Source organism: Tessaracoccus sp. SD287 (genome assembly GCF_017355265.1).
Lineage (GTDB): Bacteria > Actinomycetota > Actinomycetes > Propionibacteriales > Propionibacteriaceae > Aestuariimicrobium.
Window position 1 is genome coordinate 1 of sequence record NZ_JADIJQ010000029.1, and the last position, 25,198, is coordinate 25,198.

Annotated in this window: 25 protein-coding genes; 15 read left to right on the forward strand and 10 right to left on the reverse strand. The window is 67.8% G+C overall.

From position 1 onward, the window contains the following. The 4 genes from IPV09_RS11160 to IPV09_RS11175 all read left to right on the forward strand — a co-directional run. A partial coding sequence (locus IPV09_RS11160) for a glucoamylase family protein (protein ID WP_207475329.1) occupies window positions 1-1,434 on the forward strand: 1,434 nt, incomplete at its 5' end. 37 nt (window positions 1,435-1,471) lie between these two features. Beyond that, entirely contained in the window at window positions 1,472-4,618 is a 3,147-nt protein-coding gene (locus IPV09_RS11165) for a GH36-type glycosyl hydrolase domain-containing protein (RefSeq protein WP_207475330.1), read from the forward strand. A 44-nt stretch (window positions 4,619-4,662) separates the two neighbouring features. Next, on the forward strand, window positions 4,663-5,262 hold the full coding sequence (locus IPV09_RS11170) for a DUF4303 domain-containing protein (protein ID WP_207475331.1): 600 nt from the start codon (window positions 4,663-4,665) through the stop codon (window positions 5,260-5,262). A 29-nt stretch (window positions 5,263-5,291) separates the two neighbouring features. Next, a complete protein-coding gene (locus tag IPV09_RS11175) occupies window positions 5,292-6,185 on the forward strand; it encodes a GTP-binding protein LepA (RefSeq protein WP_370590296.1) in 894 nt (297 codons plus the stop codon). A 1-nt stretch (window position 6,186) separates the two neighbouring features. Here IPV09_RS11175 and IPV09_RS11180 read toward each other — a convergent pair whose 3' ends face one another. Continuing rightward, window positions 6,187-7,149 carry an NADP-dependent oxidoreductase gene (locus IPV09_RS11180; RefSeq protein WP_207475332.1) on the reverse strand — a complete coding sequence of 321 codons (963 nt, stop codon included), beginning with the start codon at window positions 7,147-7,149 and terminating at the stop codon, window positions 6,187-6,189. Window positions 7,150-7,314: 165 nt separating this feature from the next. Between IPV09_RS11180 and trxB the strand changes: the two genes are divergently transcribed. The 3 genes from trxB (at window position 7,315) to IPV09_RS11195 (ending at window position 9,374) form a co-directional block, all read left to right on the forward strand. Next, the gene (gene trxB, locus IPV09_RS11185; RefSeq protein WP_207475333.1) at window positions 7,315-8,310 is read left to right on the forward strand and encodes a thioredoxin-disulfide reductase; all 996 of its coding nucleotides are present in this window, start codon (window positions 7,315-7,317) and stop codon (window positions 8,308-8,310) included. 64 nt (window positions 8,311-8,374) lie between these two features. Further along, a complete protein-coding gene (gene trxA / locus IPV09_RS11190) occupies window positions 8,375-8,698 on the forward strand; it encodes a thioredoxin (protein WP_207475334.1) in 324 nt (107 codons plus the stop codon). A 7-nt stretch (window positions 8,699-8,705) separates the two neighbouring features. Next, window positions 8,706-9,374 carry a hypothetical protein gene (locus IPV09_RS11195; RefSeq protein WP_207475335.1) on the forward strand — a complete coding sequence of 223 codons (669 nt, stop codon included), beginning with the start codon at window positions 8,706-8,708 and terminating at the stop codon, window positions 9,372-9,374. Here IPV09_RS11195 and IPV09_RS11200 read toward each other — a convergent pair. Further along, a complete protein-coding gene (locus IPV09_RS11200) occupies window positions 9,340-9,924 on the reverse strand; it encodes a hypothetical protein (protein ID WP_207475336.1) in 585 nt (194 codons plus the stop codon). The two genes, IPV09_RS11195 and IPV09_RS11200, sit on opposite strands and share 35 nt — an antisense overlap. Window positions 9,925-9,994: 70 nt before the next feature. Between IPV09_RS11200 and IPV09_RS11205 the strand changes: the two genes are divergently transcribed. The 4 genes from IPV09_RS11205 to IPV09_RS11220 all read left to right on the forward strand — a co-directional run bounded on the left by IPV09_RS11205 (window position 9,995) and on the right by IPV09_RS11220 (window position 13,757). Then, complete coding sequence (locus IPV09_RS11205; RefSeq protein ID WP_370590297.1) at window positions 9,995-11,395, forward strand: PLP-dependent aminotransferase family protein; 1,401 nt, start codon at window positions 9,995-9,997, stop codon at window positions 11,393-11,395. Between the two features lie 41 nt (window positions 11,396-11,436). Next, the gene (locus IPV09_RS11210; protein ID WP_207475338.1) at window positions 11,437-12,474 is read left to right on the forward strand and encodes a D-alanine--D-alanine ligase; all 1,038 of its coding nucleotides are present in this window, start codon (window positions 11,437-11,439) and stop codon (window positions 12,472-12,474) included. Next, window positions 12,471-13,238 (forward strand): SURF1 family protein, encoded by a 768-nt coding sequence (locus IPV09_RS11215; RefSeq protein ID WP_207475339.1) that lies wholly within the window; start codon window positions 12,471-12,473, stop codon window positions 13,236-13,238. Before IPV09_RS11210 ends, IPV09_RS11215 begins: the two co-directional genes overlap by 4 nt. Before the next feature lie 63 nt (window positions 13,239-13,301). Further along, window positions 13,302-13,757: a DUF3817 domain-containing protein gene (locus IPV09_RS11220; RefSeq protein ID WP_370590298.1), complete on the forward strand. Its 456-nt coding sequence runs from the start codon at window positions 13,302-13,304 to the stop codon at window positions 13,755-13,757. Between the two features lie 35 nt (window positions 13,758-13,792). On the opposite strand, the gene IPV09_RS11225 is transcribed toward IPV09_RS11220, so the two are convergent. The 8 genes from IPV09_RS11225 to rpmH all read right to left on the reverse strand — a co-directional run bounded on the left by IPV09_RS11225 (window position 13,793) and on the right by rpmH (window position 19,214). Next, window positions 13,793-14,716, reverse strand: coding sequence for a ParB/RepB/Spo0J family partition protein (locus IPV09_RS11225; protein ID WP_207475340.1), 924 nt, complete (start codon window positions 14,714-14,716; stop codon window positions 13,793-13,795). Further along, window positions 14,716-15,663, reverse strand: coding sequence for a ParA family protein (locus IPV09_RS11230; RefSeq protein ID WP_207475341.1), 948 nt, complete (start codon window positions 15,661-15,663; stop codon window positions 14,716-14,718). Before IPV09_RS11230 ends, IPV09_RS11225 begins: the two co-directional genes overlap by 1 nt. 85 nt (window positions 15,664-15,748) lie before the next feature. Continuing rightward, window positions 15,749-16,345: a 16S rRNA (guanine(527)-N(7))-methyltransferase RsmG gene (rsmG, locus tag IPV09_RS11235; RefSeq protein ID WP_370590301.1), complete on the reverse strand. Its 597-nt coding sequence runs from the start codon at window positions 16,343-16,345 to the stop codon at window positions 15,749-15,751. 101 nt (window positions 16,346-16,446) lie between these two features. Then, the gene (locus IPV09_RS11240) at window positions 16,447-16,887 is read right to left on the reverse strand and encodes a R3H domain-containing nucleic acid-binding protein (protein WP_242681540.1); all 441 of its coding nucleotides are present in this window, start codon (window positions 16,885-16,887) and stop codon (window positions 16,447-16,449) included. Window positions 16,888-17,253: 366 nt separating this feature from the next. Continuing rightward, the gene (gene yidC, locus IPV09_RS11245; protein ID WP_207475365.1) at window positions 17,254-18,324 is read right to left on the reverse strand and encodes a membrane protein insertase YidC; all 1,071 of its coding nucleotides are present in this window, start codon (window positions 18,322-18,324) and stop codon (window positions 17,254-17,256) included. A gap of 11 nt (window positions 18,325-18,335) precedes the next feature. Further along, complete coding sequence (gene yidD, locus IPV09_RS11250; protein WP_207475343.1) at window positions 18,336-18,674, reverse strand: membrane protein insertion efficiency factor YidD; 339 nt, start codon at window positions 18,672-18,674, stop codon at window positions 18,336-18,338. Then, window positions 18,671-19,066, reverse strand: coding sequence for a ribonuclease P protein component (gene rnpA, locus IPV09_RS11255; RefSeq protein WP_207475344.1), 396 nt, complete (start codon window positions 19,064-19,066; stop codon window positions 18,671-18,673). Before rnpA ends, yidD begins: the two co-directional genes overlap by 4 nt. A gap of 10 nt (window positions 19,067-19,076) precedes the next feature. Next, on the reverse strand, window positions 19,077-19,214 hold the full coding sequence (gene rpmH, locus IPV09_RS11260; protein ID WP_207475345.1) for a 50S ribosomal protein L34: 138 nt from the start codon (window positions 19,212-19,214) through the stop codon (window positions 19,077-19,079). Window positions 19,215-19,448: 234 nt separating this feature from the next. On the opposite strand from rpmH, the gene IPV09_RS11265 reads away from it, so the two are divergent. The 4 genes from IPV09_RS11265 (at window position 19,449) to gnd (ending at window position 25,143) form a co-directional block, all read left to right on the forward strand. Then, window positions 19,449-20,726, forward strand: coding sequence for a DDE-type integrase/transposase/recombinase (locus IPV09_RS11265; RefSeq protein WP_207475346.1), 1,278 nt, complete (start codon window positions 19,449-19,451; stop codon window positions 20,724-20,726). A gap of 391 nt (window positions 20,727-21,117) precedes the next feature. Further along, window positions 21,118-22,569, forward strand: a complete 1,452-nt coding sequence (gene dnaA, locus IPV09_RS11270) for a chromosomal replication initiator protein DnaA (protein ID WP_207475347.1) — start codon at window positions 21,118-21,120, stop codon at window positions 22,567-22,569. A gap of 438 nt (window positions 22,570-23,007) precedes the next feature. Further along, on the forward strand, window positions 23,008-24,168 hold the full coding sequence (gene dnaN / locus IPV09_RS11275; protein ID WP_207475348.1) for a DNA polymerase III subunit beta: 1,161 nt from the start codon (window positions 23,008-23,010) through the stop codon (window positions 24,166-24,168). 90 nt (window positions 24,169-24,258) lie between these two features. After that, the gene (gnd, locus tag IPV09_RS11280) at window positions 24,259-25,143 is read left to right on the forward strand and encodes a phosphogluconate dehydrogenase (NAD(+)-dependent, decarboxylating) (protein ID WP_207475349.1); all 885 of its coding nucleotides are present in this window, start codon (window positions 24,259-24,261) and stop codon (window positions 25,141-25,143) included. The last annotated feature ends 55 nt before the right edge of the window (window positions 25,144-25,198 follow it).

Sequence of the window (25,198 nt, forward strand, 5' to 3'; positions counted from 1 at the left end):
CCGCCCGGCATCGTCCGCAAGGACCTCAAGCGCTGGGCCACCGACACCTGGCGCTCCCTGGACGCGATGACCGACCCCCTCACCGGTCTGGTCGCCGACAACATCGGCGCCGACCTGTCCACCCGCTCGGGCTACACCTCCCCGACCAACATCGGCGGCTACCTGTGGAGCGCCATGGTCGCCCGCGACCTGGGCATCATCAGCCCCGCCGACTGCTCGGCGCGCATCCGCACCACGCTGACCACCCTGGCCAGGATGGACCGCCACGAGCACTCGGGCATGTACTACAACTGGTACGACGAGGCCACCGGCGAGGTGTTGCGCATCTGGCCGGACAGCGGGGACGTGGTCGTCCCGTTCGTCTCGAGCGTGGACATGGGCTGGCTGGGTGCCGCCCTGTGGCTGGTGGCCAACGGTGACCCGGCGAACCGGTCGGCTGCCCTGGCCCTGTTCACCCCCATGCGGTGGGACGTGTTCTTCGACCGCGACTTCTGGCGTCAGCCGGGGGCCAACTACGGCGGCTTCTACACCGAGGACCCCAAGGGCGGCGGCGTCAACCCCGACGTGGTGCTGCGCGAGCCCCTGAACGGTGTCGGCGGCCCCTCGCTCTGGTACACCGCCAGCCACCACTACGACACCTGCGTCTCCGAGGCCAGGATGGTCACCTACCTGGGCATCATCCGCGACCAGATCCCCGGCGGCGCCTACTACGCGACCTTCCGCACCTTCCCGCCGGACTGGACCTGGCCCGAGATGCCGCCGGTCGGTGAGTTCCACACCTACCTGGGGGTCGAGGTCTTCGAGGGTGCCCACACCTACCGCGGCATGCAGGTGGTGCCCGGGTGGGGTGGCTCGATGTTCGAGGAACTGATGCCCGACATGTTCGTCCCCGAGTCGGCCTGGGCGCCGCGAAGCTGGGGGGTCAACCATCCCCTGCACGTGCGCGCCCAACGTGAACACGGACTCATCGAGGCGGGCTATGGCTACTGGGGCTTCTCCCCCGCCTCCGACCCCTTCGCCGGCTACCGCGAGTACGGGGTGGACGCCCTGGGCCTGAACCCTGAGGGCTACTTCTCGGACAAGGAGAAGACCGACTACCACTACGACAATCCGCCGACCAGCTACGGCGACGGTGTCGTCACCCCGCACGCCGCCTTCTTGGCCATGATGCACGAACCCAAGCAGGCCATCCAGAACCTGCAGCGGCTGGAGAAGAACTTCGACTGCTATGGCCCCGGCGGCTTCCACGACGCCATCGCGGTCCGTTCCGGGGCGGTCGCCCACCGGCACCTGTCGCTCGACCAGGCCATGGTGATGGGGTCGGTGGGGAACGTGGTGTTGAACAACCGGGTCAAGTCGTGGTTCGCCACCGACCTCGTCCACGCGAAACTGGCCCCGGTGATCGGGCCCGAAGTCTTCAGCGCTCGCGGCTGACCCTGCCAACCCTCTCGTCCCACCCCAGGAGACCATCGTGACGGTGCCCACCATCACTGCCGACTTCACCTCGACCGGCGCCCCTTCGCGTCTGGACGCCGACGGGCTCAGCCTGCTGCAGTACCCGGCGACCGAACTCGAGGCGGGCCCGTGTCGGGTCTGGTTGCGGTTGCGGGGTTCGGTGACCACCGCCCATCCCCTCTTCGGGCCGGACACCCCGGGCCGGGCCACCAGTCACGGGGTGGTGGCCTCCGAGGCCCGAAGCTCCCCGGGTCAGCGAGGCGTGACGGCGGTGGTCCGCTTCGAAGCCCCCGCCGGGGCCGGGGCGTACGGCTGGCACTGGACGATCACGAACACCGATGACCGTGCCTGTGAGGTCGACCTGCTCTTCACCCAGGACGTCGCCCTGACGGCGGCGGACGCGGTGGCCCGCAACGAGTACTACGTGTCCCAGTACCTCGACCTGACCCCGTTGGACCTCGACGGCTCCACGCTGCTGTGCGTGCGCCAGAACATGCCGGGCGCCCGGCAGCCGTGGTTGGCGCTGGGGTCCAGCGTCGGCACCGCCGGGTGGGCCACCGATGCGCGGCAACTGCTGGACCGGCGCCGCGGCGCCGGACTCGACCCCACCCTCGACCTGCCCAGCACCCGGTGGCAGCACGAACACACCCTGGCGGCGCTGCAGACCCCCGCCAGGACGTTGGCTCCGGGGCAGACCTGGACGGGAGTGTTCTGGGGCCTGGTCGAGGCCGACCATCCCGACGCCACCAGCGCGGCCGACGTCGAGCGAGTCCGGGGGCGACTCAGCACGATCGACTGGGGCGACCCGTCGGCGGCCGACAGCGAATTGGCCGACGCCACGCCCTGCACCCCGACCGTGTTCAGCCCGGCCTCCCACCTCGACGCGGAGCCCGCCGGGCCCGACCTGCTGGCCGACTTCGCCCCCGGGGAGCAGCGCCTGGTCGAGACCCACGAGGGGGCCTTCCAGTCGTGCTTCGTCGGCGACGAGCACGTGGTCAGCGGAGCCAAGCAGGCTCGGGTGCTGCGACCCCACGGCTCGGTGCTGCATCGCACCCCCACCGCGGTCGCCGACGAGCGGGGGCTCACCTCGACGGTCTGGATGTCAGGGGTGTTCTGCTCGCAACTGACCAGCGGCCACGTCAACGCGGCCCCGGTCGTCGACCGGCAGCGGTCCTACTTGGGGCTCGGTGAGGCAGGCGGCATTCGGGTGCTGGTCGGCGGTCCCGGTCACTGGACACTGCTCTCCCGGCCCTCCCTGTGGAGCACGGCCCGTGACAGCGCCCGCTGGCTCTACCTGCACGACGGGCGACGCATTGAGGTGACCACCCGCCTGCTGTCCACCGCCCAGGCGCAGCTCGCCATCGAATCCGACCAGCCGATCATGGTGCTGGTGCCCGGGCCGGTCGATGCTCTGATGCTGTCGGGGGCACCCGTGGGTGATGACGGCCCGGCCTTCGCCGACGGCCACTCCCGCGGACTGCAGCTTCGCACTGTGCGTGCCGAGGGACACCTCGACCTTCGGCTCACCGTGCCCGCTGTCGCCGAGGACCCCTCGACCCACCAGTGGCGGCTGCCACGCTTCGACCTTGACCTGCCCGACCAGGACGTGGCCGCCGTCCTCGATGCCCTGGAGTGGCTCGCCCACGACGCCGAAGTCCACTACCGGGCACCGCGAGGGCTGGAACAGTTCACCGGCGGCGCGTGGGGCACCCGCGACGTCTGCCAGGGTCCGGTCGGGCTGCTGCTGGTGGGCGGTGAGCACGCCGCGCTGCGTGACACCCTGCTGAAGGTCTTCGCCAACCAGCAGGACGACGGTGACTGGCCGCAGTGGTTCGAGTACCTGGCCACCCACGCCACCCCAGGTCATCGGGAGTCCCACGGCGACGTCGTCTACTGGCCGCTGCTGGCCCTGGGTGAGTACCTGCTGGCCACCGGCGACGACACCATCCTGGACGAACCCGTGCGCTGGGTCGGGCTTAGTGCCTACGGTGCGCCCGCACCCGTCCGGTCGCACGTCGAGCGGGCCCTGACCAGGCTGCTGGCACGCCGCACCGACGACCCGCGGCTGCCCGCCTACGGCCATGGCGACTGGAACGACTCGCTGCAACCGGCCCGTCCGGAACTGGCCCAGGACATGTGCTCGACGTGGACGACCTGGCTGGAGATCCACTCCCTGCGCATCCTGGCCGAGGGTCTGGACGGACCGTGGCCGCAGCAGGCAGACCGGTTGCGCACGGTCGCCGCCATGACCGAGCAGGCCCTGCGTGAGGTGCTGCTGGTCGACGGCGAACTGGCCGGCTACGCCATCATCCGCGGCCAGGACGTCGAACACGTGGTGCATCCCCGTGACCGGAGCACCGGTCTGCGCCATGGCGTCCTGCAGATGATCCACTCGATCGCCAGCCAACTGCTCACCCCTGCCGAAGCCAAGCACCACCTCGACCTGATCGAGCGGCATCTGCTCGGCCCCACCGGCGTGTACCTGTTCGATGCGCCGGTGTCCTACTCCGGCGGCACGCTGCACTCGTTCCAGCGGGCCGAGGCAGCCACCTTCTGGGGTCGGGAGGTCGGGCTGATGTACACCCACGCCCACATCCGCTGGGTGCAGGCCCTGGCCACGCTGGGCCTGGCCGAAAATATGTGGGATGAACTGCTCAAGATCATGCCCGTGGGTCTGGGTGAGCGGGTGCCGGGGGCGGCACCGCGGCAGGCGAACTGCTACTACTCCAGCTCGGATGCCGCCTTCGCCGACCGCTACCAGGCGCTGGCCAACCCCGAGGCGCTGCGCGACCCGCACTTCTGCTTCGAGGGCGGCTGGCGGGTCTACTCGTCGGGGCCCGGACTGCTGCTGCGCCTGCTCACCGAGGACATGCTGGGACTGCGGCAGCGCGCCGCGGGCCTGGAGATCGACCCCGTGCTGCCGGCCACCCTGGACGGTCTGAGGGCGCGGGTACCCATCCCCGGCGGCTGGCTGCGGGTGCGCTACCACGTGGGCGCCGGGGGGCACGGGGTGCGACGCGTGACCCTGGACGGCCGCGAGGTGACCGGCGCCGAGCTCGGCAACCGTTACCGACACCCTGGCATCCGCCTGGCCGCCGGCCTGCTGGACGGCTTGGCTGAGCCGAGCCTCGAGGTCTGGGTGGGCACGACCCCCGACGAGTAACGTGGAGCCGACTCCCCACGACCCGACACCCCCAGGAGCCAGCCGTGTCGCTCAGCCTCCAGACCGCCGACTTCTTCGACTCACGCCTGCTGCAGGTGGCAAAGCTGGTCCGCCAGTCGTTCGTCCGGTTGCTCTCCGACACCCCCACCGACCAGATCCTGGGGTTGGCACTGGTCACCGACGCGGCCGCCCAGCGGTTGGTGCCCACCATCTACCGCGTCCACGACCACGCCGCCCACCTGGCTGACGCCCAAGCCCGCTACGACGACACCGGGGTCGACTGGGATCTGTACCTGCGCTGGACACCGCTGGAATGGCCCCGCAGCACCACCAGCGCCCCCACCACTGCCGTGACCGCGCTGGACGAGCTGTGGCAGGAGTTGCTCGACCGACGCGCCCTGACCGGTGGGGTGGATCGCAGCTACTGGCCCTCGCTCATGTACGAGGTGGCCGCGAACGCGATGATCGTCCTGGCGCGCGCCGGCTGGTTCGACGAGTACTCCCACGCGGTGCGCATCCTGCAGGTGGCCGACGGTCGCATCGACCGGATCACCCGTCGTCGCTGGGTCGAGGCCATGAACACCGAGGCGGCCCTGCCGTCCTACCTGTCCCACGAACTCCAGTTCGTGGGCGCGCAACGCTGAGCCGGCGAACTCCCACATAGGATCGTCTGGTGGCGAAGCTGATAACCGACCGGTCCTTGATGGACTTCGTGCTCAGACTCGGCGCCGACCACCCCCCGATCGAAATCTCCTCGGTCGATCGTCACATCGTGAACCCGGCCCTGGTCAGGGACCGGTTCGCCGGCAGCATCGACTACCTGGCCCGGGTCGAGCTCGAGGTCGAGCGCAACGTCCTCGAAATCCTGACGATCCTGCCGCAGGCCTCCGAGGTCGACACCACCTTCTACCGCGATGTCTGGGCCGACCAGGAACTGGCCCACGGTCGGATCCTCGACCAGTTGCAGACCGATCTGGGCATGCCGGCAGCCGAACCCTTCGAGACCATCCCGCTGCGGATGAAGCTGTTGGGGGCGCTGGCCCATTGGCAGCCCATTCATGACATCTCGCGCATGCTCTACTACCTGACCGGGGCCTCCACCGAACGCCAGGCCGTGCTCGCCTACTCCTCGATCACCCGGGGACTGGACGCGATGGGCGAGCGGGCGATCAGCCAGACGATCATTGCGCCCATCAAACGCCAGGAGCCCGGCCACTTCGCCTTCTACCGCATGTCGGCCGAGAAGATGATCCAGGACGGCGTCCTGGCCCCCTGGCAGCTCTACGTGACGCGGCTGCTGCGCAGCAAGACCTTCACCATGGTCGGCGTCGACTACCTCAAGACCTACCAGGCGCACTTCGGCGGCGTGGCCACCGAACTGGGCATCGCCGATGAGATGGAGGTCTACGCCAAGGAGATTGGTCGGCTGGAGGCGAAGTTGCTGTGGGCCAACCAGAACGGGATGGAGTTCCCGCCCTACTTCCTGCGAGCGTTGCGCGAGTCGGTGGAGCTGTACCAGGCCCAGGGCAACTTCGAGCGCCCCCATCCCCGCCAGTGGGTCTTCTGAATCAGTCGGCCGTGCCCAGCAGGGGGTTGGGGTCCAGGACGATCTTGCCGCGCGCGTGACCGGATTCCAGTTCCCGGTGGGCGTCGGCGGCCCGCTCCAGTGGCAGCACCCGCGAGACTTCCAGGGACAGGGTGCCGGCGGCCAGGCGTCGGGCCAGCTCGGCCAGCTCGTCGGGCAGCGGATGGATCGACGGGATGTGCACCTCGATCCCCCGGTCGACCGCCGGCCCGATGTCGGCCAAGGTCGGCAGCACCACGATCCGGCCGCCCTCGACCAGATGGTCAAGGGACGGCACAAAGGTGTCGAAGTAGACCGCGTCCAGCACCACGTCCAGCTTGGGGCTGGCCTGGCGGAAGTCGGTGGTGGTGTAGTCGATGGGGGTGGCGCCCAGTTCCCGCAGCCGATCCTGGTTGCGGGTCGAGGCGGTCGCCCAGACCTCGGCGCCGGCATCGCGGCACAGTTGCACCATGAGCTGGCCCACTCCCCCGGCCCCGCCGTGGACGAGCACCTTCTCACCGGCACCCACCCTGGCCTGCTCGTGGACCGCCACCCACGCCGTCGACCCGGCCAGGGCAAGCCCGGCCAAGGCCGTGACGTCGGTGCCGGCCGGTGCAGCCGACAGGCTGGACTCGGGGAAGACGACGTATTCGGCGTAGCAGCCGGGCACCCCCGGTGCGAACGGCAGCATCCCGAAGACGAGGTCGCCCACCGCCAGGCGGGTGACACCCTCACCGAGCGCGTCGACGATGCCGGCGGCCTCGCGTCCGAGCACCAGCGGGAAATCGGCGTCGGTGAGGTTCTTCACCGCACCCGACGACCCGTCGCGCATCTTGTAGTCCACCGGGTTGGTGGCGGCGGCCTGGACGCGGACCAACACCTGCCCGGGCCCGGGCACCGGGACGGGGACCTCAGTGACGTGGAGCTCGTCGGCAGTGCCGAACCGGTCGATCTGTACCTGTCGCATGACCCCATTCTTGCGTCCGGCGCCGACGTCGTGGGCAGGTGTGCAACGACTGGCCCGCCGGGAATGCCCGGCCGGTGCCCCACGTTCCACCCAACGCCCGCGTTCCACCCCGCGCCCGTCGCCGACTAGACTCGGCGACGCCCTTCCACGATCGAAAGACAGGTCATGTCCGACGACATCCGCGACGTCATCATCATCGGCTCCGGCCCGGCCGGCTACACCGCCGCCGTCTACACCGCGCGCGCCATGCTGCGTCCGCTCGTCTTCGAGGGCGCGCTGGAGGCCGGTGGCGCCCTGATGAACACCACCGAGGTCGAGAACTTCCCCGGGTTCAAGGACGGGATCATGGGCCCGGAGTTGATGGACCAGATGCGCGAGCAGGCGTTGCGCTTCGGGGCGGAGATCATCACCGACGACATCACCGCGGTCGACCTCGTCGGCGAGATCAAGGTCGTCACCGACTCCGAGGGCGTCGAGTACCGCGCTCGCGCGGTCATCCTGGCCACCGGATCGGGATACCGCCGCCTGGGCCTTCCGGACGAGGACCGTCTCTCGGGTCGCGGCGTGTCGTGGTGCGCCACCTGCGACGGTTTCTTCTTCCGGGACAAGAACGTCGCCGTGGTCGGCGGTGGCGACTCCGCCGCCGAGGAGGCCACCTTCCTGACCCGCTTCGCCAAGAACCTGACCATGATCCATCGTCGCGACGAGCTGCGAGCCTCCAAGATCATGGCCGACCGTGTCGCCGACGACCCCAAGATCACCATGGCCTGGAACTCCCAGATCGTGGGCCTGGACGGTGAGACCAAGCTCGAGGGGATTCGGGTGCTGGACTCGGTCACGGGCCAGGAACGCGTCATCGAGGCTGACGGCCTGTTCGTGGCGATCGGTCACGACCCCCGCAGCGAACTGTTCGTGGGCCAGGTCGACCTGGACGACGACGGCTACGTGCTGGTCGAGCACCCCAGCACCCGCACCAACCTGTCCGGCGTCTTCGCCTGTGGTGACCTGGTCGACCACACCTACCGTCAGGCCATCACCGCGGCCGGCACCGGCTGCCAGGCCGCCCTGGACGCCGAACGCTTCCTGGCGACCCAGGCCGACTCGCATGTCACCAGCGCCCAGACCCCCGACCCCGTCACCGGGCAGGTCGTCGTCGCCTGATCAGGGCCGGCCGGGCCATCCCCATCCATCACCTGTCAGTATTGAACTGACGAAAGGACACCCCATGTCGAACGTTGTTGAGGTCACCGACGCCACCTTTGACCAGGTCGTGCTGCAGTCGTCCAAGCCGGTGCTGGTCGACTACTGGGCCGACTGGTGCTCACCGTGCAAGCAGATCGCCCCGATCATCGAGGAACTGGCCGCCCAGCACGCCGACAAGGTGGTCTTCGCCAAGATGGACACCAACGAGAACACCGCGGTGCCAGCGGCCCGCGGCATCATGAGCCTGCCGACCCTGCAGATCTACGTCGACGGCGAGGTGGTCACCCAGCTGACCGGCGCCAAGTCCAAGGCCGCCCTGACCAAGGCGCTCGCCGAGTACCTCTGAGCTGCTGATGGCTACTGGCGACGACGTGGATCCGACGACCGGGGACGCAGGCGGTTGGCACCACGTGGCCAGCCCGGCCTCGCCGTCGCCCGCCCAGGTCACGCCCACCGACGGGCTGGTGCGTGAGCGGCGCCGACGTCGGGGCCCGGCCCGCGCTGCCGACCCGACGCCGAGCCGGACCCGTCCGCTCGTGATCGCCGCCATCGTCTCGCTGCTCCTGGTGGGCCTGGCCGCGGGTTTCGGTTGGGTCTACGCCCGCTCCCAGCCCGACACGGTCACCACGCAGACCCAGTTGGCCACCCGTCCCCCCTTCGAGATGGTGCTACCCCTCGAGATCGGTGACTACTCCCGCGACGCCAACCAGGGCAACACCCCCAATACCGGCGCCGACGGCAAGGTGACCATCTCGGCCACCTACGCCAAGGGTGGGCAACCGGCCTTCGTGCTGCTGCTGGGCCGTCCCTATGGTGACGGTCGGGAGTTCATGCGCGACCTGAACATGAATGCCATCGCCGAGGTCGACGACGGCCTGTGCGGCATCTCCGGCGACAACCAGAACGACGGCTGCTCACTGATTCGCGACAACACCGGCATCCTGGTGCTGTCCACCGTCGACATTTCGCGCGCCGATCTGATGGTGATCACCCAACAGGCCGCCACCCAGCTAGCCGGCTAGTCGCCCCGACCCGGCGCAGCGCCCGCGCCCACGGCACCTTCCAGGCCACCGTCGTGTGCAGGTCCAGCCGCATCCGCCGGGCCCCTGCCGGCAGCCACTCCATGCCCGGTGCCGGGCGGAAACCCAGGTCGGCCAACCACTGCGAGGACGGTGCCTGACACGTGGGGTGCACCCTGGCGCCGGCCGCCTCGATCGCCCGCACCTGGCCGGACAGCCTCCCGACCAGCGAGGTGACCACCAGCCGCGACAGCCCCCGCTGACGCAGTCCACCATCCCCCTCGACGTGGGCCGCCAGCAGAATCGCGGTCCCTGGGCACTGCTTCTGGCCGAACAGGGGATGATCGCCGGGAAGCGACGTCGGCAGCGCCACCAGGGCGTAGGCCGGGACCCCGGTGGGTGACCCGAACTCGACGCCCACCATCCCCCACTCCTGCTGGGCGTCGCGCGCCCACACCTGGTCGGGGTCTGCCCTGAAGCCGCAGTCCGGGCAGGGCGGCAACCCCGCCAGCTCTGAGCGCCTCAGCGGGCGCACCCGTGGCACACCGAACATGGCGGACCCCCCTCTCGGCGTCGGCTGGTCCCATCCTATGAACTCCCACCCCATGCGGCAGTATTGGGGGGTGACCCAGTTCGAAACGACTCCCAGCGACGATGCCCCGACTGACCTCACCCGCGCCAACGCTGCAGCAGCGTCCGACGCCGCAGCGGTCGCCCGGGCCACCGGCCAGCGTTTCGACACCCGTCTCGACCGATACGTCGACCACTACGCCGAACGCGCCAACGCGCTCACGGCCTCGGCGGTCCGCTCACTGTTCTCGGTGGCCGCGCGGCCCGAGATCGTCTCGCTGGCCGGCGGCATGCCCAACATCGTCGACCTGCCCCTCAACGTGGTCGCCGAGGCAATGAACTCGGTGGTGATGAGCTCGGGGGCGATGGCCATGCAGTACGGCTCGGGCCAGGGTGAACCCTTCATGCGCGAACACATCTGCGAGGTGATGGAACTCGAGGGCATCAGCGCGCACCCCGACGACGTCGTGGTCACCGTCGGCTCCCAGCAGGCGCTCGACCTGGTCACCCGCATCTTCTGCGACCCCGGCGACGTGATCATGGCCGAGGCGCCCAGCTACGTGGGGGCACTGGGCACCTTTGCCAGCTACCAGGCCGAGATCGTCCACGTCGGCATGGACGACCAGGGCCTGCGTCCCGACGCCCTGCGCGCCGGTGTGGCGGCGGTCAGGGCGGCTGGCAAGCGCGCGAAGTTCCTGTACACCATTCCCAACTTCAACAATCCGTCGGGCATCTCCCAGAGCCTGGCGCGACGTCGGGAACTGGTCGAGACGTGCCGTGAACTCGACCTGCTGATCGTGGAGGACAACCCCTACGGCCTGCTCACCCTGGACGGCGACCCGATGCCGGCGATGCGGTCGATGGATGCCGAACGGGTCATCTACCTGGGGTCGTTCTCGAAGACCTTCGCCCCCGGGTTCCGGGTCGGCTGGGTACTGGCACCCCACGCGGTCCGCGAGAAGTTGTTGCTCGCCCAGGAATCCGCGGTGCTCTCACCGCCGGTGTTCAGCCAGTACGCCGTCTCTGCCTACCTGGAACAGCACGACTGGAAGGGTCAGATCGTGGCCTTCCGCGACATGTACCGCCAACGGCGCGACGCGATGCTCGACGCGCTCGACGAGTACATGCCCGAGGGCACCACCTGGACGCGACCGGGCGGCGGCTTCTTCGTCTGGGTGACCCTGCCCGAGGGCCTGGACTCCCAGTCGATGCTGCCACGCGGCATCAGCGGCCGGGTGGCGTTCGTGCCGGGCACCGCCTTCTATGCCGACGGCTTCGGCAGCAGCCACCTGCGACTGTCCTACTGCTACCCCACGCCTGCGAACATCCGCGAAGGTGTCCGGCGACTGGCCTCGGTGATGCGCCAGGAACTGGAACTGCGCGACACCTTCGGGCTGCGCGGGGCCGAACGCAAGCACCTCGACCGGGGCGTGCCCGCCTCGGACGTCTTCTGAGCGACACGGAGTCTTCGATGCAGGAACAGGAAGGAGCGGCCATGCCCGACCAGACGCACGCCGACCACACCCGGGCCGACCACGCCCAGGCCGACCAGGGCCCGTCCACGCGGCCAGCCGCAGCGGTGGGGGCGTCGCGACTGCCCCGGGTCATCGTGCTCTCGGGGGGCCTGTCCCACGAGCGTGACGTGTCCATCCGTTCGGGGCGACGCGTCGCCAATGCCCTCGTGGACGCTGGCCACGAGGTGATCGAGAGTGACGTCAACGCCGGCCTGATCGCCATGTTGAGCCAGAACCGCGACGCCGTCGTGGTCTCGTTGCTGCACGGCGGAGTGGGCGAGAACGGCGCATTGCGCGAGGTCTTCCAGTTGCTGAGCACCTGTTTCGTCGGCTCGTCGGGCGCCGCCTCCCGGCTGGCCTTCGACAAGTCGATCGCCACCCCGCTGCTGGCCGCACACGGCATCCGAACCCCCCGCCAGGTGGTCCTGCCCGCCGAGGTGTTCCGCGAGCTCGGTGCCCCGAGCCTGGTCGAGGCGATCAGCGTGACGATGGGCTACCCGGTGATGGTCAAGCCGACCCGCAGCGGATCGGCCCTGGGCTGTACCAAGGTCGACCGTGCCGAGGACCTGCCCTCGGCGATGGTCTCGGCCTATGCCTACGGTGACGAGGCCGTGGTCGAGGAGTTCATCGAGGGCACCGAGGTCGCCGTCGCGGTGCTGGGCACCGGTGACGAGGCCCGGGCGCTGCCCGCGGTGGAGATTCGCCCGGACTCCGGGGTCTACGACTACACCGCCCGCTACACCGCGGGCGCCACCCGGTTCGTCACCCCGGCCGAGGTGTCCGACGAGGTGTCGGCTGCTTGCGCGGAGATGGCGCTGACCGCCCACCGGGCGCTGCAGTTGTCGGGTGTCTCCCGCATGGACATCATCATCCGCGACGGTCAACCGGTCTTCATCGAGGCCAACGTCGCCCCCGGCATGACCGAGACCTCGCTGGTGCCGCTGGCCATGGAGGCTGCCGGGCTCGACCTCGGCGAGGCGGTGAGTGCCCTGGTGATCGAGGCCACCCACAAACCATGATCAAGTTCAAGCAGGGGGCTGTCCTGACGTTGGGGGTGGTGATCGCCGGCGTCATGGTGCTGCTCGGCATGTGGCAGGCGAGCACCTTCCGCAGCCAGGGGCAGCAGGCGACCCTTGAGCGCGCGCAACTGCCCGCTGTCGACCTGCCGGCGAACGCCGACGGCGACACCGTCGCCGGTCTGTACGGGCGTCCGATCACGGTCACCGGCCAGTACCTGCCGGAGTGGCAGTACTACGTGGGCAGCACGCCGCCGCTGCGGGTGGTGACCGCCTTTAAGACCTCCACCGGGCAGATCGTCGCGATTGTGCGCGGCCAGGTCGCTGAGGGCCAGACCCCGGCCCCCGCCCCCACCGGCACCCTGACCCAGAGCGGCCTGGTGATGCCCTCGGAGAAGGACTTCCACACCACCATGGGGCCGGGACTGCCGCGGCCGGTGATCCCAACCGTCAAACTGGAACGTCTGGCCCAGGAGTGGCCCGCTCCCCTGCTCAACGGGTTCATGACCTTGTCAGACGATGATTCGGCAGCGCAGTCAATGAGTCCTGCCGAGGTCGTCCTGCCGGAGGGCGAGGGCAGCCAGCGCAATGCCGGCTACGCCCTGCAGTGGTGGGTCTTCGCTGCGTTCGGACTGGCCATGTCGGTGGTCTGGGCGCGTCAGATCGGCAAGCCGGCGCGCGACCAGAAGCGCGCCGCCAGGGCCCGGGCGATCGCCGAGGCACGAGCCCGAGCGGGCCGGGCGACCGGCGACCACACCGGCTCCTGACTGGTGCACCAGGGTCTCACCCAGCGGGGTGAGGCCCTTTTCGTTCCTCGATAGACTGCGGGGGTGACCCATGACGCCCCCCGACCCACCGCCGCCGACCCCGCCGTGCCGACCGGGATCGACCAGTTGAGCGACGAAGAACTGCTGGCGCTCAGCGATGAGGACGCGATCCTGCCCGAGGAGGTCAAGGGCATCACGGCGGCCCTGGTCCGCTACCGGGTGATGGCCTATGTCGTGGGTGTCCTGCTGGTGGTGCTGGTCTGCGTCGGCATGCCATTGAAGTACATCTGGAACAACGGGGTGGTGGTCACCTGGACGGGTGTCCCCCACGGCTGGCTGTACATGATCTTGATCATCACCGCTGTTGATCTTGGTCGACGGGTGCACTGGTCATGGGGCCGCCTGGCATTGATCGCGCTGGCCGGCACCGTGCCCTTCCTGTCCTTCGTGGCGGAGCACTTCGCCACCAGGAACGTCCGGGAACGCCTTCGGCAGCACGTGGTGTCGACCAGCGACTAGTCTTTATGTCGACAAATTGATGAGTCGGCATATCTCTAGATCGATGGATCAATGATGCGCAGGACTCTCCCGAGGTCCTCGTGGTCGCCGAACTCGATGACGATCCGGCCCTTGTTGCGCCCCATGCTGACCTTGACCTTCGTGTCGAAGTGGTCGGTGAGCTCCTCCTGCACCTGAAGCGCGCGCTCCGACGGCGGACGTGGTGTCCTGCGGCGTCGCTCGGCGGGTTGGCTCCCATGCACCGACACCAGTTCCTCGGTGCTGCGCACGGACAATCCCTCGGCGACGATGCGCTGGGCCAGACGCTCCTGGTCGACGGGGTCACTCAGCCCCAGCAGGGCGCGGGCATGTCCGGCCGACAGCACGCCTGCTGCGACCCGTCGCTGGACCGGTGCCGGCAGCTTCATCAACCGCAGCGTGTTGGAAATCTGTGGACGTGACCTCTTGATGCGGGTCGACAACTGTTCCTGGGTGCACCCGAAGTCGTCCAGCAACTGCTGGTAGGCGGCGGCTTCCTCCAGCGGGTTGAGCTGCGCACGGTGCAGGTTCTCCAGCAGCGCATCGCGCAACATGTCGGTGTCGTCCGTGCCCCGGATGATCGCCGGGATGTGGGTGAGCCCCGCCTGGGTGGCGGCGCGCAGGCGGCGCTCGCCCATGATCAACTCGTAGGACTCCCCCGCCTGTCGCACCACGATGGGCTGCAGCAGGCCGACCTCCTTGATGGAGTCCGAGAGCTCCGCCAGGGCCTCTGGCTCAAAAACCTGTCGCGGTTGCCGCGCGTTGGGCACGATCGCGACGACTGGCAGTTCGCCGTAACGAGAGCCGTCCTCCAGCGCCCGCGACGTGGTGACCGGCTCGTCGGGCTGCGACGCGTGTGTCGGCGCCGGCGTCATCGTCTCCGTGTCGGTGGGACGGAACAGTTCACCCAGGCCACGGCCCAGGCCGCTGTGCTTCGCCATTACTTCTCTCCTGCGTCTCGTCGTGCCATCTCATGGGCTGCCTCGCGATATGCCACTGCGCCGGCTGATTTCGCGTCATAGCTCAACACGGTCGAGCCGTAACTCGGGGCTTCGGACACCCGCACCGAGCGAGGGATCACGGTCTGCAGGGTTTCACGACTGAAGTGTTCACGCACCTGGTCGGCGACTTCGCGTGAGAGGTTGTTGCGCTTGTCGTACATCGTCAACAGGACGGTGCCGAGTTTCAGGGAGCTGTTCAGCTCGCCCTTGACCATGGTGATGGTCCTCATCAACTGGGTGACGCCCTCCAGGGCGTAGTACTCGCACTGGATGGGAACGAGGATGTCGGTGGCCGCGACCAACGCGTTCAAGGTCAGCAGGCCCAGGGACGGGGGACAGTCGAAGAAGATGTAGTCGACGTCGTGTTGCCGGATGTAGCGCTGGATCGCCTTGTCCAGTCGGCGTTCCCGTCCCATCAACGAGACGAGTTCGATCTCGGCCGCAGCCAGGTCGATGGTGGCGGGCACGACCCACAGGTCCCCGGGTTCGGGGGAGGGCACGGCGACGTCATGGATGGACGCGCCTTCGATGAGCACCTCGTAGGTGCCCTCGGTGCCCTGGTTGTGGTCCACGCCGAGCGCCGTGGAGGCATTGCCCTGGGGGTCGACGTCCACCACCAGAACCTTCAGACCACCGAGTGCCAGCGCGCCGGCGAGGTTGACCGTGCTGGTCGTCTTGCCGACGCCGCCCTTCTGGTTGGCGACCACGATGATGCGGGTCGCCAGCGGGCGGGGGAGTGTCAGTGGGAGTTCCGTTTCACGTGAAACGCCCTCAGGTTCTGGCGGGTCGGCGAGGGGCTCCTCGCTGGTGGCATAGTAGGCGCGCCGGGGTCGGGGGACGGGGTCCCCCGTTTCACGTGAAACATCAGGCTCAACCGACGTGGCCATACAACTCCTCAGCAAGAGATCCAAGTACGTCGGCCAGCCTATCGGGCATCGCCACTCGGCCCGTCACTCCACGGCGGGTGCGCCGTCAGATCTTCCGCACCACGATGGCCTGGGTCGGTTCCGCGCGCTGATCGGCGCGCACCGTGACCACGGTGCCGGTCAACCGCCGCCGGGCCAACTCCCGCCCTGCCGCCGCCAGGTCGTCGTTGGCTGATGCCCCTTTGAGGGCCACCAGGGCGCCGTCCGGAAGGAAGTGGTTGGCCGTCCACTTCAGGAGCTTCTCCAGGGGGGCCACCGCCCGGCAGGTCACCACGTCCACCGCCATCGACTGGTCCTCGGCACGCCCGCGGACCACCGTGACCCGGTCGGCCAGACCCAGTTCGTCCACGGCGAGGTCGAGGAAGGTGGCGCGCCTCTGCAATGACTCCACGAGCACCATCTCCAGGTCGGGCCGGAGGACCGCCAAGGGGATGCCCGGCAGTCCGGCCCCCGAACCAATGTCCATCACGGTCGACCCGTGGGGGAGCAGGCCTGACAGTGAGGCACAGTTCAGGATGTGTCGGCCCCAGATGCGTGCGGGTTCCCGAGGGCCGATGAGACCCCACTCGACACCACGGCCTGTCAATATGTCGACATATCGTTCTATCGTCTTGAACGAACCGTCAAACACTGCCTTGGCAATGGTCTTGGCGCCGGCGTCGTCGCTGGTCTCCGGGTTGGCAGAAGCAGCAGAGCCGCCGCCGACCTGGGTCGACGACGGCTCGGATGCAGCACTGTGCTGGCTCACGGCAGGATGACCACGCGACGCTTGGGCTCCACGCCCTCGGACTCCGAGACCAGACCTGCCTCGGCCACCAGGTCGTGGATGATCTTGCGTTCGAAGGGGTTCATGGGTGCCAACCGCACCGCCTCGCCGCTCTGCTTGACCTCGGCGATCGCGTCCTTCGCCAGGATGGTCAACTCACTGCGGCGACGATCGCGGTGCCCGGCGATGTCGAGCATCAAGCGCGATCGATGGTCGGTCTCGGTCATCACGACCAGCCGAGCCAACTCCTGCAGCGCGTCGAGCACCTCGCCGTTCTTGCCCACCAACTGGTCACCCTCGGTGACGATCGAGACCTGGGCGCGGCCACCCTCGACGTAGGTGTCAATGTCGCCGTCCAGGTCGGCGATGTCCAGCAATTCCTCGAGGTAGTCGGCGGCAATGTCGCCCTCGACCTCCAGACGACTGGCTGGCCGGTCGTCCCCGTCCGCGGCGTCATCGGCCGCGTCCGCGTCGGCGTCATCGGCCGCGTCGTCCTCATCGTCCTCGTCAGATTCATCGTCGGACTCATCCTCGGGAACGTCCTGGTCGGAGGCTGCCGGGGGAGTGGGCTGCGGGGCTGCTGCCCCAGCATCCCCGCCTGCCTCGGCGTCCACGCCTGCCTCGACGACCGGGGCCGCTTCCGGGGTCTCGGTCGGCCCGCCCTCGATGGCGGCGTCCTCCGCGGACGCGGCTTCCTCGGGGGTCACAAAGGTGCTGTCAGTCACTGTTCTGCTCCTGGGATCGCAGGGGGCCGCCGAGCGGCCAATGGGTCGTGGAAGGGTTGGTCACTGCTTCTTGCGCGCAGCGCGCGTCTGGCGCGCCGGCTGCTGGCGGGTGACGACCTGCTTGGTGCCGCTGGCGTCGGTCTTGACCACGCTGCGAGCACTGCCCTGGCGCGCCACCGTGGCCTTGGTCTCGCCATCAGCCGTGGTGATGGTGCTGACGGGGGTGGCCTTCGCCTTGCCTCGCAACTTGGCCCGGCGTTCGCGCTCGATCTCGTCGGGGTCCTTGCCCTTGGCGCGCATCCGCTCCTGCCAGTCGACGTGCGCGGGAGTTCCGGGCGTGGGGTTGTTGTGGATCAGGAAGTACTGCTGGGCCAGCGTCCACAGGTTGGTGGTGAACCAGTAGACGAGCACACCGACAGGGATCCAGGCGCCGCCCACGGCGTACATGAACGGGAACAGGTACAGCATCATCTTCTGCTGTTGGGCCATCGGGCCGGTCAGGGCCTCCGGCGGCATGTTCTTGCGCATCAGCTGGAGTTGGGTGACGAACAGCACGGCCGTCATGCCGATGATCAGCAGGATGGCCAGGATCTGGGTGGCACCGAAGCCGTTGGTGAACGGCCAGGCCCTGCCCGAGAGTTCCGCGCCCAGGAAGCTGGCGTTCTGCAGCGACGCCAGCAGATCGGGGTTCTCGCGGAAGAAGGTGCCGCGCGGGATGCCCCGGGCGGCGCCCTCGAGCACGCGGAACAACGACAGGAAGATGGGCATCTGCAACAACAGGGGCAGACAGGACGCCAAGGGGTTGACGCCCTCCTCGGCCATCAACTTCTGCGTCTCCATGCCGAGCTTCTCGCGGTCGCCGGCGTACTTCTCCTGCAGCGCGCGAATCTTCGGCTGGACCAGCTGCATGTTGCGCGAGGTGTTGATCTGCTTGACGAACAGCGGAATCAGCAGGATGCGGATCGCGATCACCAGGGTGACGATGGCCAGCACCCAGGTGACGCCCGAGTCGAAGCCGAATACCGGGGTCCACATGGAGTGGAAGAGGTACAGCAGCCCGGACAGGGCCCAGTAGACCGGCTGGATCATGGAGGACAACAAGCCTTGAAAGCTGTCCCACAGGGACTGCATCGCGACAATGTTCACTGCTCACCTCGTGGTTGGTGATCGGGCCCGGCAACGTGATCTGCCGGGTAGGTCTGGTGGTGGCGCCGCTCTTCTTCCCAGTCGAGCGCCGCCTGGGTGCCCGGCACCGGGTCGTAGCCACCATGGGACCAGGGGTTGCAACGCAGGATCCGCCAGACGGTGAGGGCGGAACCGCGGAACGCTCCATGGACCTGGAGTGACTCCAAGCCGTAGGCCGAACAACTGGGGTAATACTTGCAGACGTCGCCGTACAGCGGCGAAATGACCGCCCGCCACAGTTTGACGAAACCGATCATCAGCCAGGTCAGCGGACGAAACCGGCGCAGGCTCCTCATGCTGGGTCGCGACGTTCTGGTGTCAGGCGTTGCAGCACCGAGCGCACGGCACCGTGCAGGTCGGGCTCGAGACGTCCTGGGTCGGTGGCCGCCGCGGGCAGCGCCCGGACGACCATGTGGACATCTTGTGGAAAACTCGTCAGGAGTGGCGCCACCAGGTGCCGGAGCCGACGCTTGACCCGGTTGCGTGTCACGGCATTCCCCACGGCCTTGGACACAACAAAGCCCACCCGGGGTGCGCAGGTTTCCGGCGAGGAATCCTGAGAACTCGGGGGGCTCTGGTCCAACAGCCGTGCGTGCACGACAAGTGTGGGACGGGCTGCTCGGACACCGCGTCGGGTGGTGGCACGAAAGTCGGCCGCCACCGTCAACCGCGAGGACGCGGGCAGCATCCAGATCTCGTCAGGCCGACAGTTCCGAGCGACCCTTGCGACGGCGGGCAGCCAGGATGGAGCGGCCAGCGCGGGTGCGCATGCGGGTGCGGAAGCCATGGGTACGGCTGCGACGCCGGTTGCTGGGCTGGAACGTGCGCTTGGTCACGGCAAATCTCCGTCTAGTTCGTCAGGATGAGCACCCAGACCGACGGCCCAGAGGTCTGGGCTGCCGCAAGGGCACAGGGAAGTGGACACCGACAAGCGGTGACTTGGCAACGATACGCAATTCTGCCCCGCAGTGCCAAACCGGCGACGAGACTCACGTGAAGTCCCCGCGTGGTCAGGGCCCGTGCCTCACGTACTTCTCCCCGCGAACGGGGTGGGCCGGTCACGATGGGGTGTGAGTGTGAAGGATTTGTCGTTGTCGGCACGGGTGGAGATCACGAAGAAGTACGCGGCGGCGTATGCGAAGGCCTCGAAGCTCGACAAGGGCCTGATCCTGGACCAGGTCGTGCAGGTGACCGGCTGGAACCGCGACCATGCCCGTCAGCAACTTCGTCGCCGGCTGGCCCAGCCCATGGGCCGCGCCCAAGCCACGGTCGCAGTGATCGACCGACGACGCACCAAACCCCGCAAGTACACCTACGACTCGGTGAGGGTCCTGCAGCAGGTCTGGGCCGCCTCGGGCGGCTCCTGCGGGAAGTACCTGCAGGTGTCGTTGCCTGATCTGCTCGACGCGATGGAAACCGAAGGGGCGCTGGTCTTGGGCCACGATCGCTACACCGACCAGGTCCGTGCCGAACTGTTGCAGATGTCGGCGGCCACGATCGATCGCTACTTGGCCCCGGCCCGGGCCACTGACCCGATCCGCGGCAAATCAACCACCAAACCCGGCACCTTGTTGCGGAACTCCATCACCGTGCGCAGGGCCGGTGATGAGGTCGAGGCCGAGCCGGGGTTCTTCGAGGTCGACACGGTCGCCCATTGCGGCCCGACCCTGAAGGGTGAGTTCATGCGCAGCGTGAACTTCACCGACATGCACACCGGGTGGGTGTTCACCCGCGCGATCCGCAACAACGCCGGGGTGCACATCTTGTCCGCGTTCGACCTGTTCATCGAGCAGGTGCCGTTCATGGTCACCGGGCTCGACTGCGACAACGGGTCGGAGTTCATCAACCACGGCCTGATCGGCTGGGCCGGGGTCCACAGCATCTTCTTCACCCGGTCACGGCCCTACAAAAGCAACGACCAGGCCACCATCGAGTCCAAGAACAACCACCTCGTGCGCCGCTACGGGTTCTACCACCGCTACGACACCGCACTGGAACTGGAACTGCTCAACCAGCTCTGGGGGCTGGTCAATGACCGGCTGAACTACCTGACCCCCACCAAGAAACCGATCGGATATGCCACTGACCAGGTCGGACGACGCAAACGGCTCTACGACAAGCCCCGCAGCCCCTACCAACGCCTCCTGGACGCCGAGGTCCTCAGCCCGGCCCAACAACGTGAGCTCAGCGCCCACAAGGCCACCCTGAGACCAGCCGCAATGGCCACCCAGATCCACCACCTCCAACAAGAACTCACCCGCCTCGCCGGACACAAGACCCGCCGCCTCGCCGAACAAGCCCGCCCAAACCTGCCGAACCCCTCAGGGATCCGCCTACAAGCCAGCTGAACCATGCGGGGAAAACTTGTGTGAGGCACGGACCCACTTTCGCGGGGACTTGACAGTGAGGCACCACGACCGGGACGCCCGCGAGCCGAGCACCTTGGCGAATGCCATCGGTGTAGTCCAGCCGCCACGCCGATGTTTCCTGAGTTTTCCCTGTCAAATGTTTGCTGATCCGCACGCGCGGGCACTACCGTCCTAGGGAACACCACACGACCGACCGACCGAACCCTGGTGGGCGCCGACGCGCTCACCCCACAAGTTTTCCACAAGCAGTTTCGCTGGGGACAAATCTGTGGAAAACTATTGTCTCTGCACAGAGTGGGCGAACCTCGAGGAGTCGGTCACATGCATCGAGAGCGGACGGCAGTGCCGGTTCGTCTGGGAGGAATCGCACATGGGACAGCCCGCATCATCGGGGGCGGCACTGCCCAACTCCGAGGCTCCCGCACCCCCACTGGTCTCCCTCGACACGGCCTGGGCCGACATCCTGCGCGAGGTCGACAACCCGACCCGCGCCTGGCTCGGCAACACCAAGCCGCTGACCGTGCACGAGTCAACCGTGATGGTGGCCGTCCCCAACGAGTTCACCCGCGAGCGCATCGAGTCGCGTCTGCGCCACGCCCTGGAGGAGTCCCTCTCGGACATCTTCAACAAACCGATGCGCTTGGCCATCACCATCGAACCCGATCTCGAGTTGAACCTCGGGGCCCCCGAACGCCCTGACGAGGACGACCTGGACGACGACGACGTCGAGGAGCCGCCGGCGCTCAGCGAACTGGCGAGCCAGGTCCAGGTCAACGAGAACGACGCCAGCCGCCTGAACCCGAAGTACACCTTTGACACCTTCGTGATCGGCCCCTCGAACAGGTTCGCCCATGCGGCCGCCGTGGCCGTCGCCGAGGCCCCCGGGAAGTCGTACAACCCGCTGATGATCTACGGCGACTCCGGGCTGGGCAAGACCCACCTGTTGCACGCCCTGGGCCACTACGTCCGCAACTTCTACAGCCGGCTGCGGGTGAAGTACGTGAGCACCGAGGAACTCACCAACGAGTTCATCAACGCCATCTCCGAGAATCGCACCGCCAAGTTCCGCCGCACCTACCGCGACGTGGACGTGCTGCTGATCGACGACATCCAGTTCCTGGAGTCCAAGATCCAGACGCAGGAGGAGTTCTTCCACACGTTCAACACCCTGCACAACGCCCAAAAGCAGATCGTGATGACCTCCGACCGTCCGCCCAAGGCGTTGGAGGCCCTGGAACCCCGACTCCGGAGCCGCTTCGAGTGGGGACTGATCACCGACATCCAGCCCCCCGACCTCGAGACCCGCATCGCGATCCTGAAGAAGAAGGCAGCAGCCGACGGGTTGAGCGTCTCGCCGGAGGTGCTGGAGTTCATCGCCAGCCGCATCCAGACCAACATCCGTGAACTCGAGGGTGCGCTGATCAGGGTGACCGCCTTCGCCTCGCTGAACCGCAAGTCGGTCGACCTGGAGTCCGCCGAGCAGGTGCTCAAGGACCTGATTCCCCAGGGCGGTGACACCCCTGTCGAGTCCGGCCTGATCATCCGCACCACCGCCGAGTACTTCGGGATCAGCATTGAAGAGCTCACCGGCACCTCCCGCACCCACGTCCTCGTCACGGCCCGCCAGATCGCGATGTACCTGTGCCGGGAGCTCACCGAACTGTCCCTGCCGAAGATCGGCCAGCAGTTCGGCGGCAAGGACCACACCACCGTGATGCACGCAGAACGCAAGATCAAGGGGTTGATGAGCGAGCGGCGCAGCGTCTTCAACCAGGTCACCGAACTGACCAACCGCATCAAGCAGGAGTCCCAGCAGCGCTGAGACCGCGTCTTGACCCTTGTCCACGACCTGTGGATGAGGACCTGAGAGGTTGTCAGCATCGTGGTGGACAACCTGTGGACAACTCGGCACAACGGTGCGGCACCCGCTCTCGTCCACAGCCGACAGGCGCCCATCCACCGGCGGTGCACAGCGGCTGTGGAGCAGCCGTCCAGCGGGCTGACAAGGCAAAGCACGAGTTGTCCACAGTTTCCACAGCAGTGACTACCAGTACGAAGAGATAGATGTCATTCACTGGTCCAAGTACGTCGGTCCCCGATCTGGGGATGGCTCAGGCAAATGACAAGAACTCTCGACGCCACCTACAGGCGCGGCGCGCCGGGCCAATGGCATGGATATGATGCCCTTGCCAACGATTAGACCGTGCGATCCATTTCCCGTGCGGACGACTTTCCAGTCTCACCAGAGGAGAAACCCCGAGTGAAGATTCGCCTCGACCGCGACGTCATGGCTGAAGCTGTTGCCTGGGCGGCACGCAGCCTGCCGACGCGCCCCTCTGTGCCGATCCTGGCCGGACTGCTGATCAAGGCCAGTGATGCCGGGGTCACCATGTCCAGCTTCGACTACGAGACCTCCGCGCAGATCGACGTTCCCGCCACCGTCATCGACGAGGGTGAAGCGCTGGTCTCGGGCAAACTGCTGGCCGACATCGCCCGGTCACTGCCCAACAAGCCGGTCGAGCTCAGCAGCGACGAGTCACGGGCCGAACTGGTCTGCGGATCGGCCCGGTTCACCCTGCAGACGCTGCCGGTCAATGAGTACCCGAACCTGCCCGAGATGCCCGCCGCCACCGGCAACGTGGTCTCCGGCGACTTTGCCAAGGCCGTCGCCCAGGTCGTCGTGGCCGCCGGACGCGACGAGCTGCTGCCCGTCTTCACCGGCGTCCGGCTCGAGATTGAGGGCGACAAGCTGTCGCTGCTGGCCACCGACCGCTATCGCATGGCGCTGAAGGAGTTGTCGTGGAACCCGGGCAACTCGCAGGCCTCGGGGGCTGCGCTGGTGCCGGCGAAGGTGCTCAACGAGACGTCCAAGTCCATGACCACCGGTGAGACGGTCACGATGAGCCTGTCGTCCGGGTCCCTCGGCGACGGCCTGATCGGCTTCGAGGGCGACGGATCGGGCGGCACCCGCCAGATCACCACCCGCCTGCTGGACGGCGAGTTCCCCAAGGTTCGCCACCTGATGAACATCACCCCGAACGTCAGCGTGCGGGCCAACACCTCCGAGATCATTGCCGCGGTCAAGCGCGTCGCCCTGGTGGCCGAGCGCAACACCCCGCTGCGGATGATCATTGGTGACGGCCAGATCGCGCTGGAGGCTGCCACCGGCGACACAGCTCGCGCCTCGGAGGCCATCGAGGCCACCGTCGAGAACCACGCCGGGGGAGAGCTCGCGATCACCGCGGCCGGGTTCAACCCCGTCTACCTGTCCGATGCGCTCTCGGCGGTCGACGCCCCGTTCGTCCACTTCTCGTTCACCGCACCGGGCAAGCCCTGCCTGGTCACCGGTCTGGACAGCATCGACGGTGACCAGCACGACGACTACCGCCACGTGATCATGCTGATGCGCCTGCCGAGCTGATCGCATCGCTCTATCGTTGGAGGCGTCCGCAGCCCAGGCTGCGGGCGCCTTCGTCGTTTGTGCTCCACATCGTCCACGGAAGGACGCAACATGGAACTCGGTCTGATCGGTCTGGGCAAGATGGGCGGCAACATGCGCGAGCGACTGCGCGCCAAGGGCCACACCGTGGTCGGCTACGACCGCAACCAAGAGATCAGCGACTCCACCTCGAACCAGGACATGGTCAGCCAGTTGACCGAGTCGCCGAGGATCGTCTGGGTGATGGTGCCCGAGGCAGCCGTCGACTCCGTGGTGGCCGAGCTCAAGGGCCTGCTGGCGCCTGGCGACATCGTCATTGACGGCGGCAACTCCAAGTGGAGCAATGACAAGGTGCACGCTGCGACGCTGGCCGAGGCAGGCATCAAGTTCCTGGACTGCGGCGTCTCGGGCGGCGTCTGGGGCCTGGAACTGGGCTACGCCCTGATGGTCGGCGGGGACCAGGATGCCGTCCAGACCTGCCAGCCGATCTTCGACGCGTTGAAGCCCGACAGCAAGTACGGCTTCGTCCACGCCGGCGGCCACGGTGCCGGGCACTACTCGAAGATGGTCCACAACGGCATCGAGTACGCCGTCATGCAGGCCTACGCCGAGGGCTGGGAGCTGTTGGAGGCCGCCGAGGAGGTGGTCGCCGACGTGCCCGAGATCTTCACCTCCTGGAAGGAGGGCACCGTCATCCGCTCCTGGCTGCTCGACCTGCTGGTCAATGCCCTGGAGAAGGATCCCGACCTGAGTGCCATCAAGGGCTACGCCGACGATTCCGGCGAGGGTCGCTGGACGGTGCAGTCGGCCATTGACCTGGCGGTGCCGGTGCCGGCCATCACCGCTGCCCTGTTCGCGCGCTTCGTGTCCCGCCAGGAGGACTCCCCGGCGATGAAGATGATCGCGGCCATGCGCAACGAGTTCGGCGGCCACGCGGTGCTGCCCGAGGACGACTGACCCGCACAACCCGCACAACCCGCACAGCTGCAGTAGTTAGCAGCAGGTGCACGCC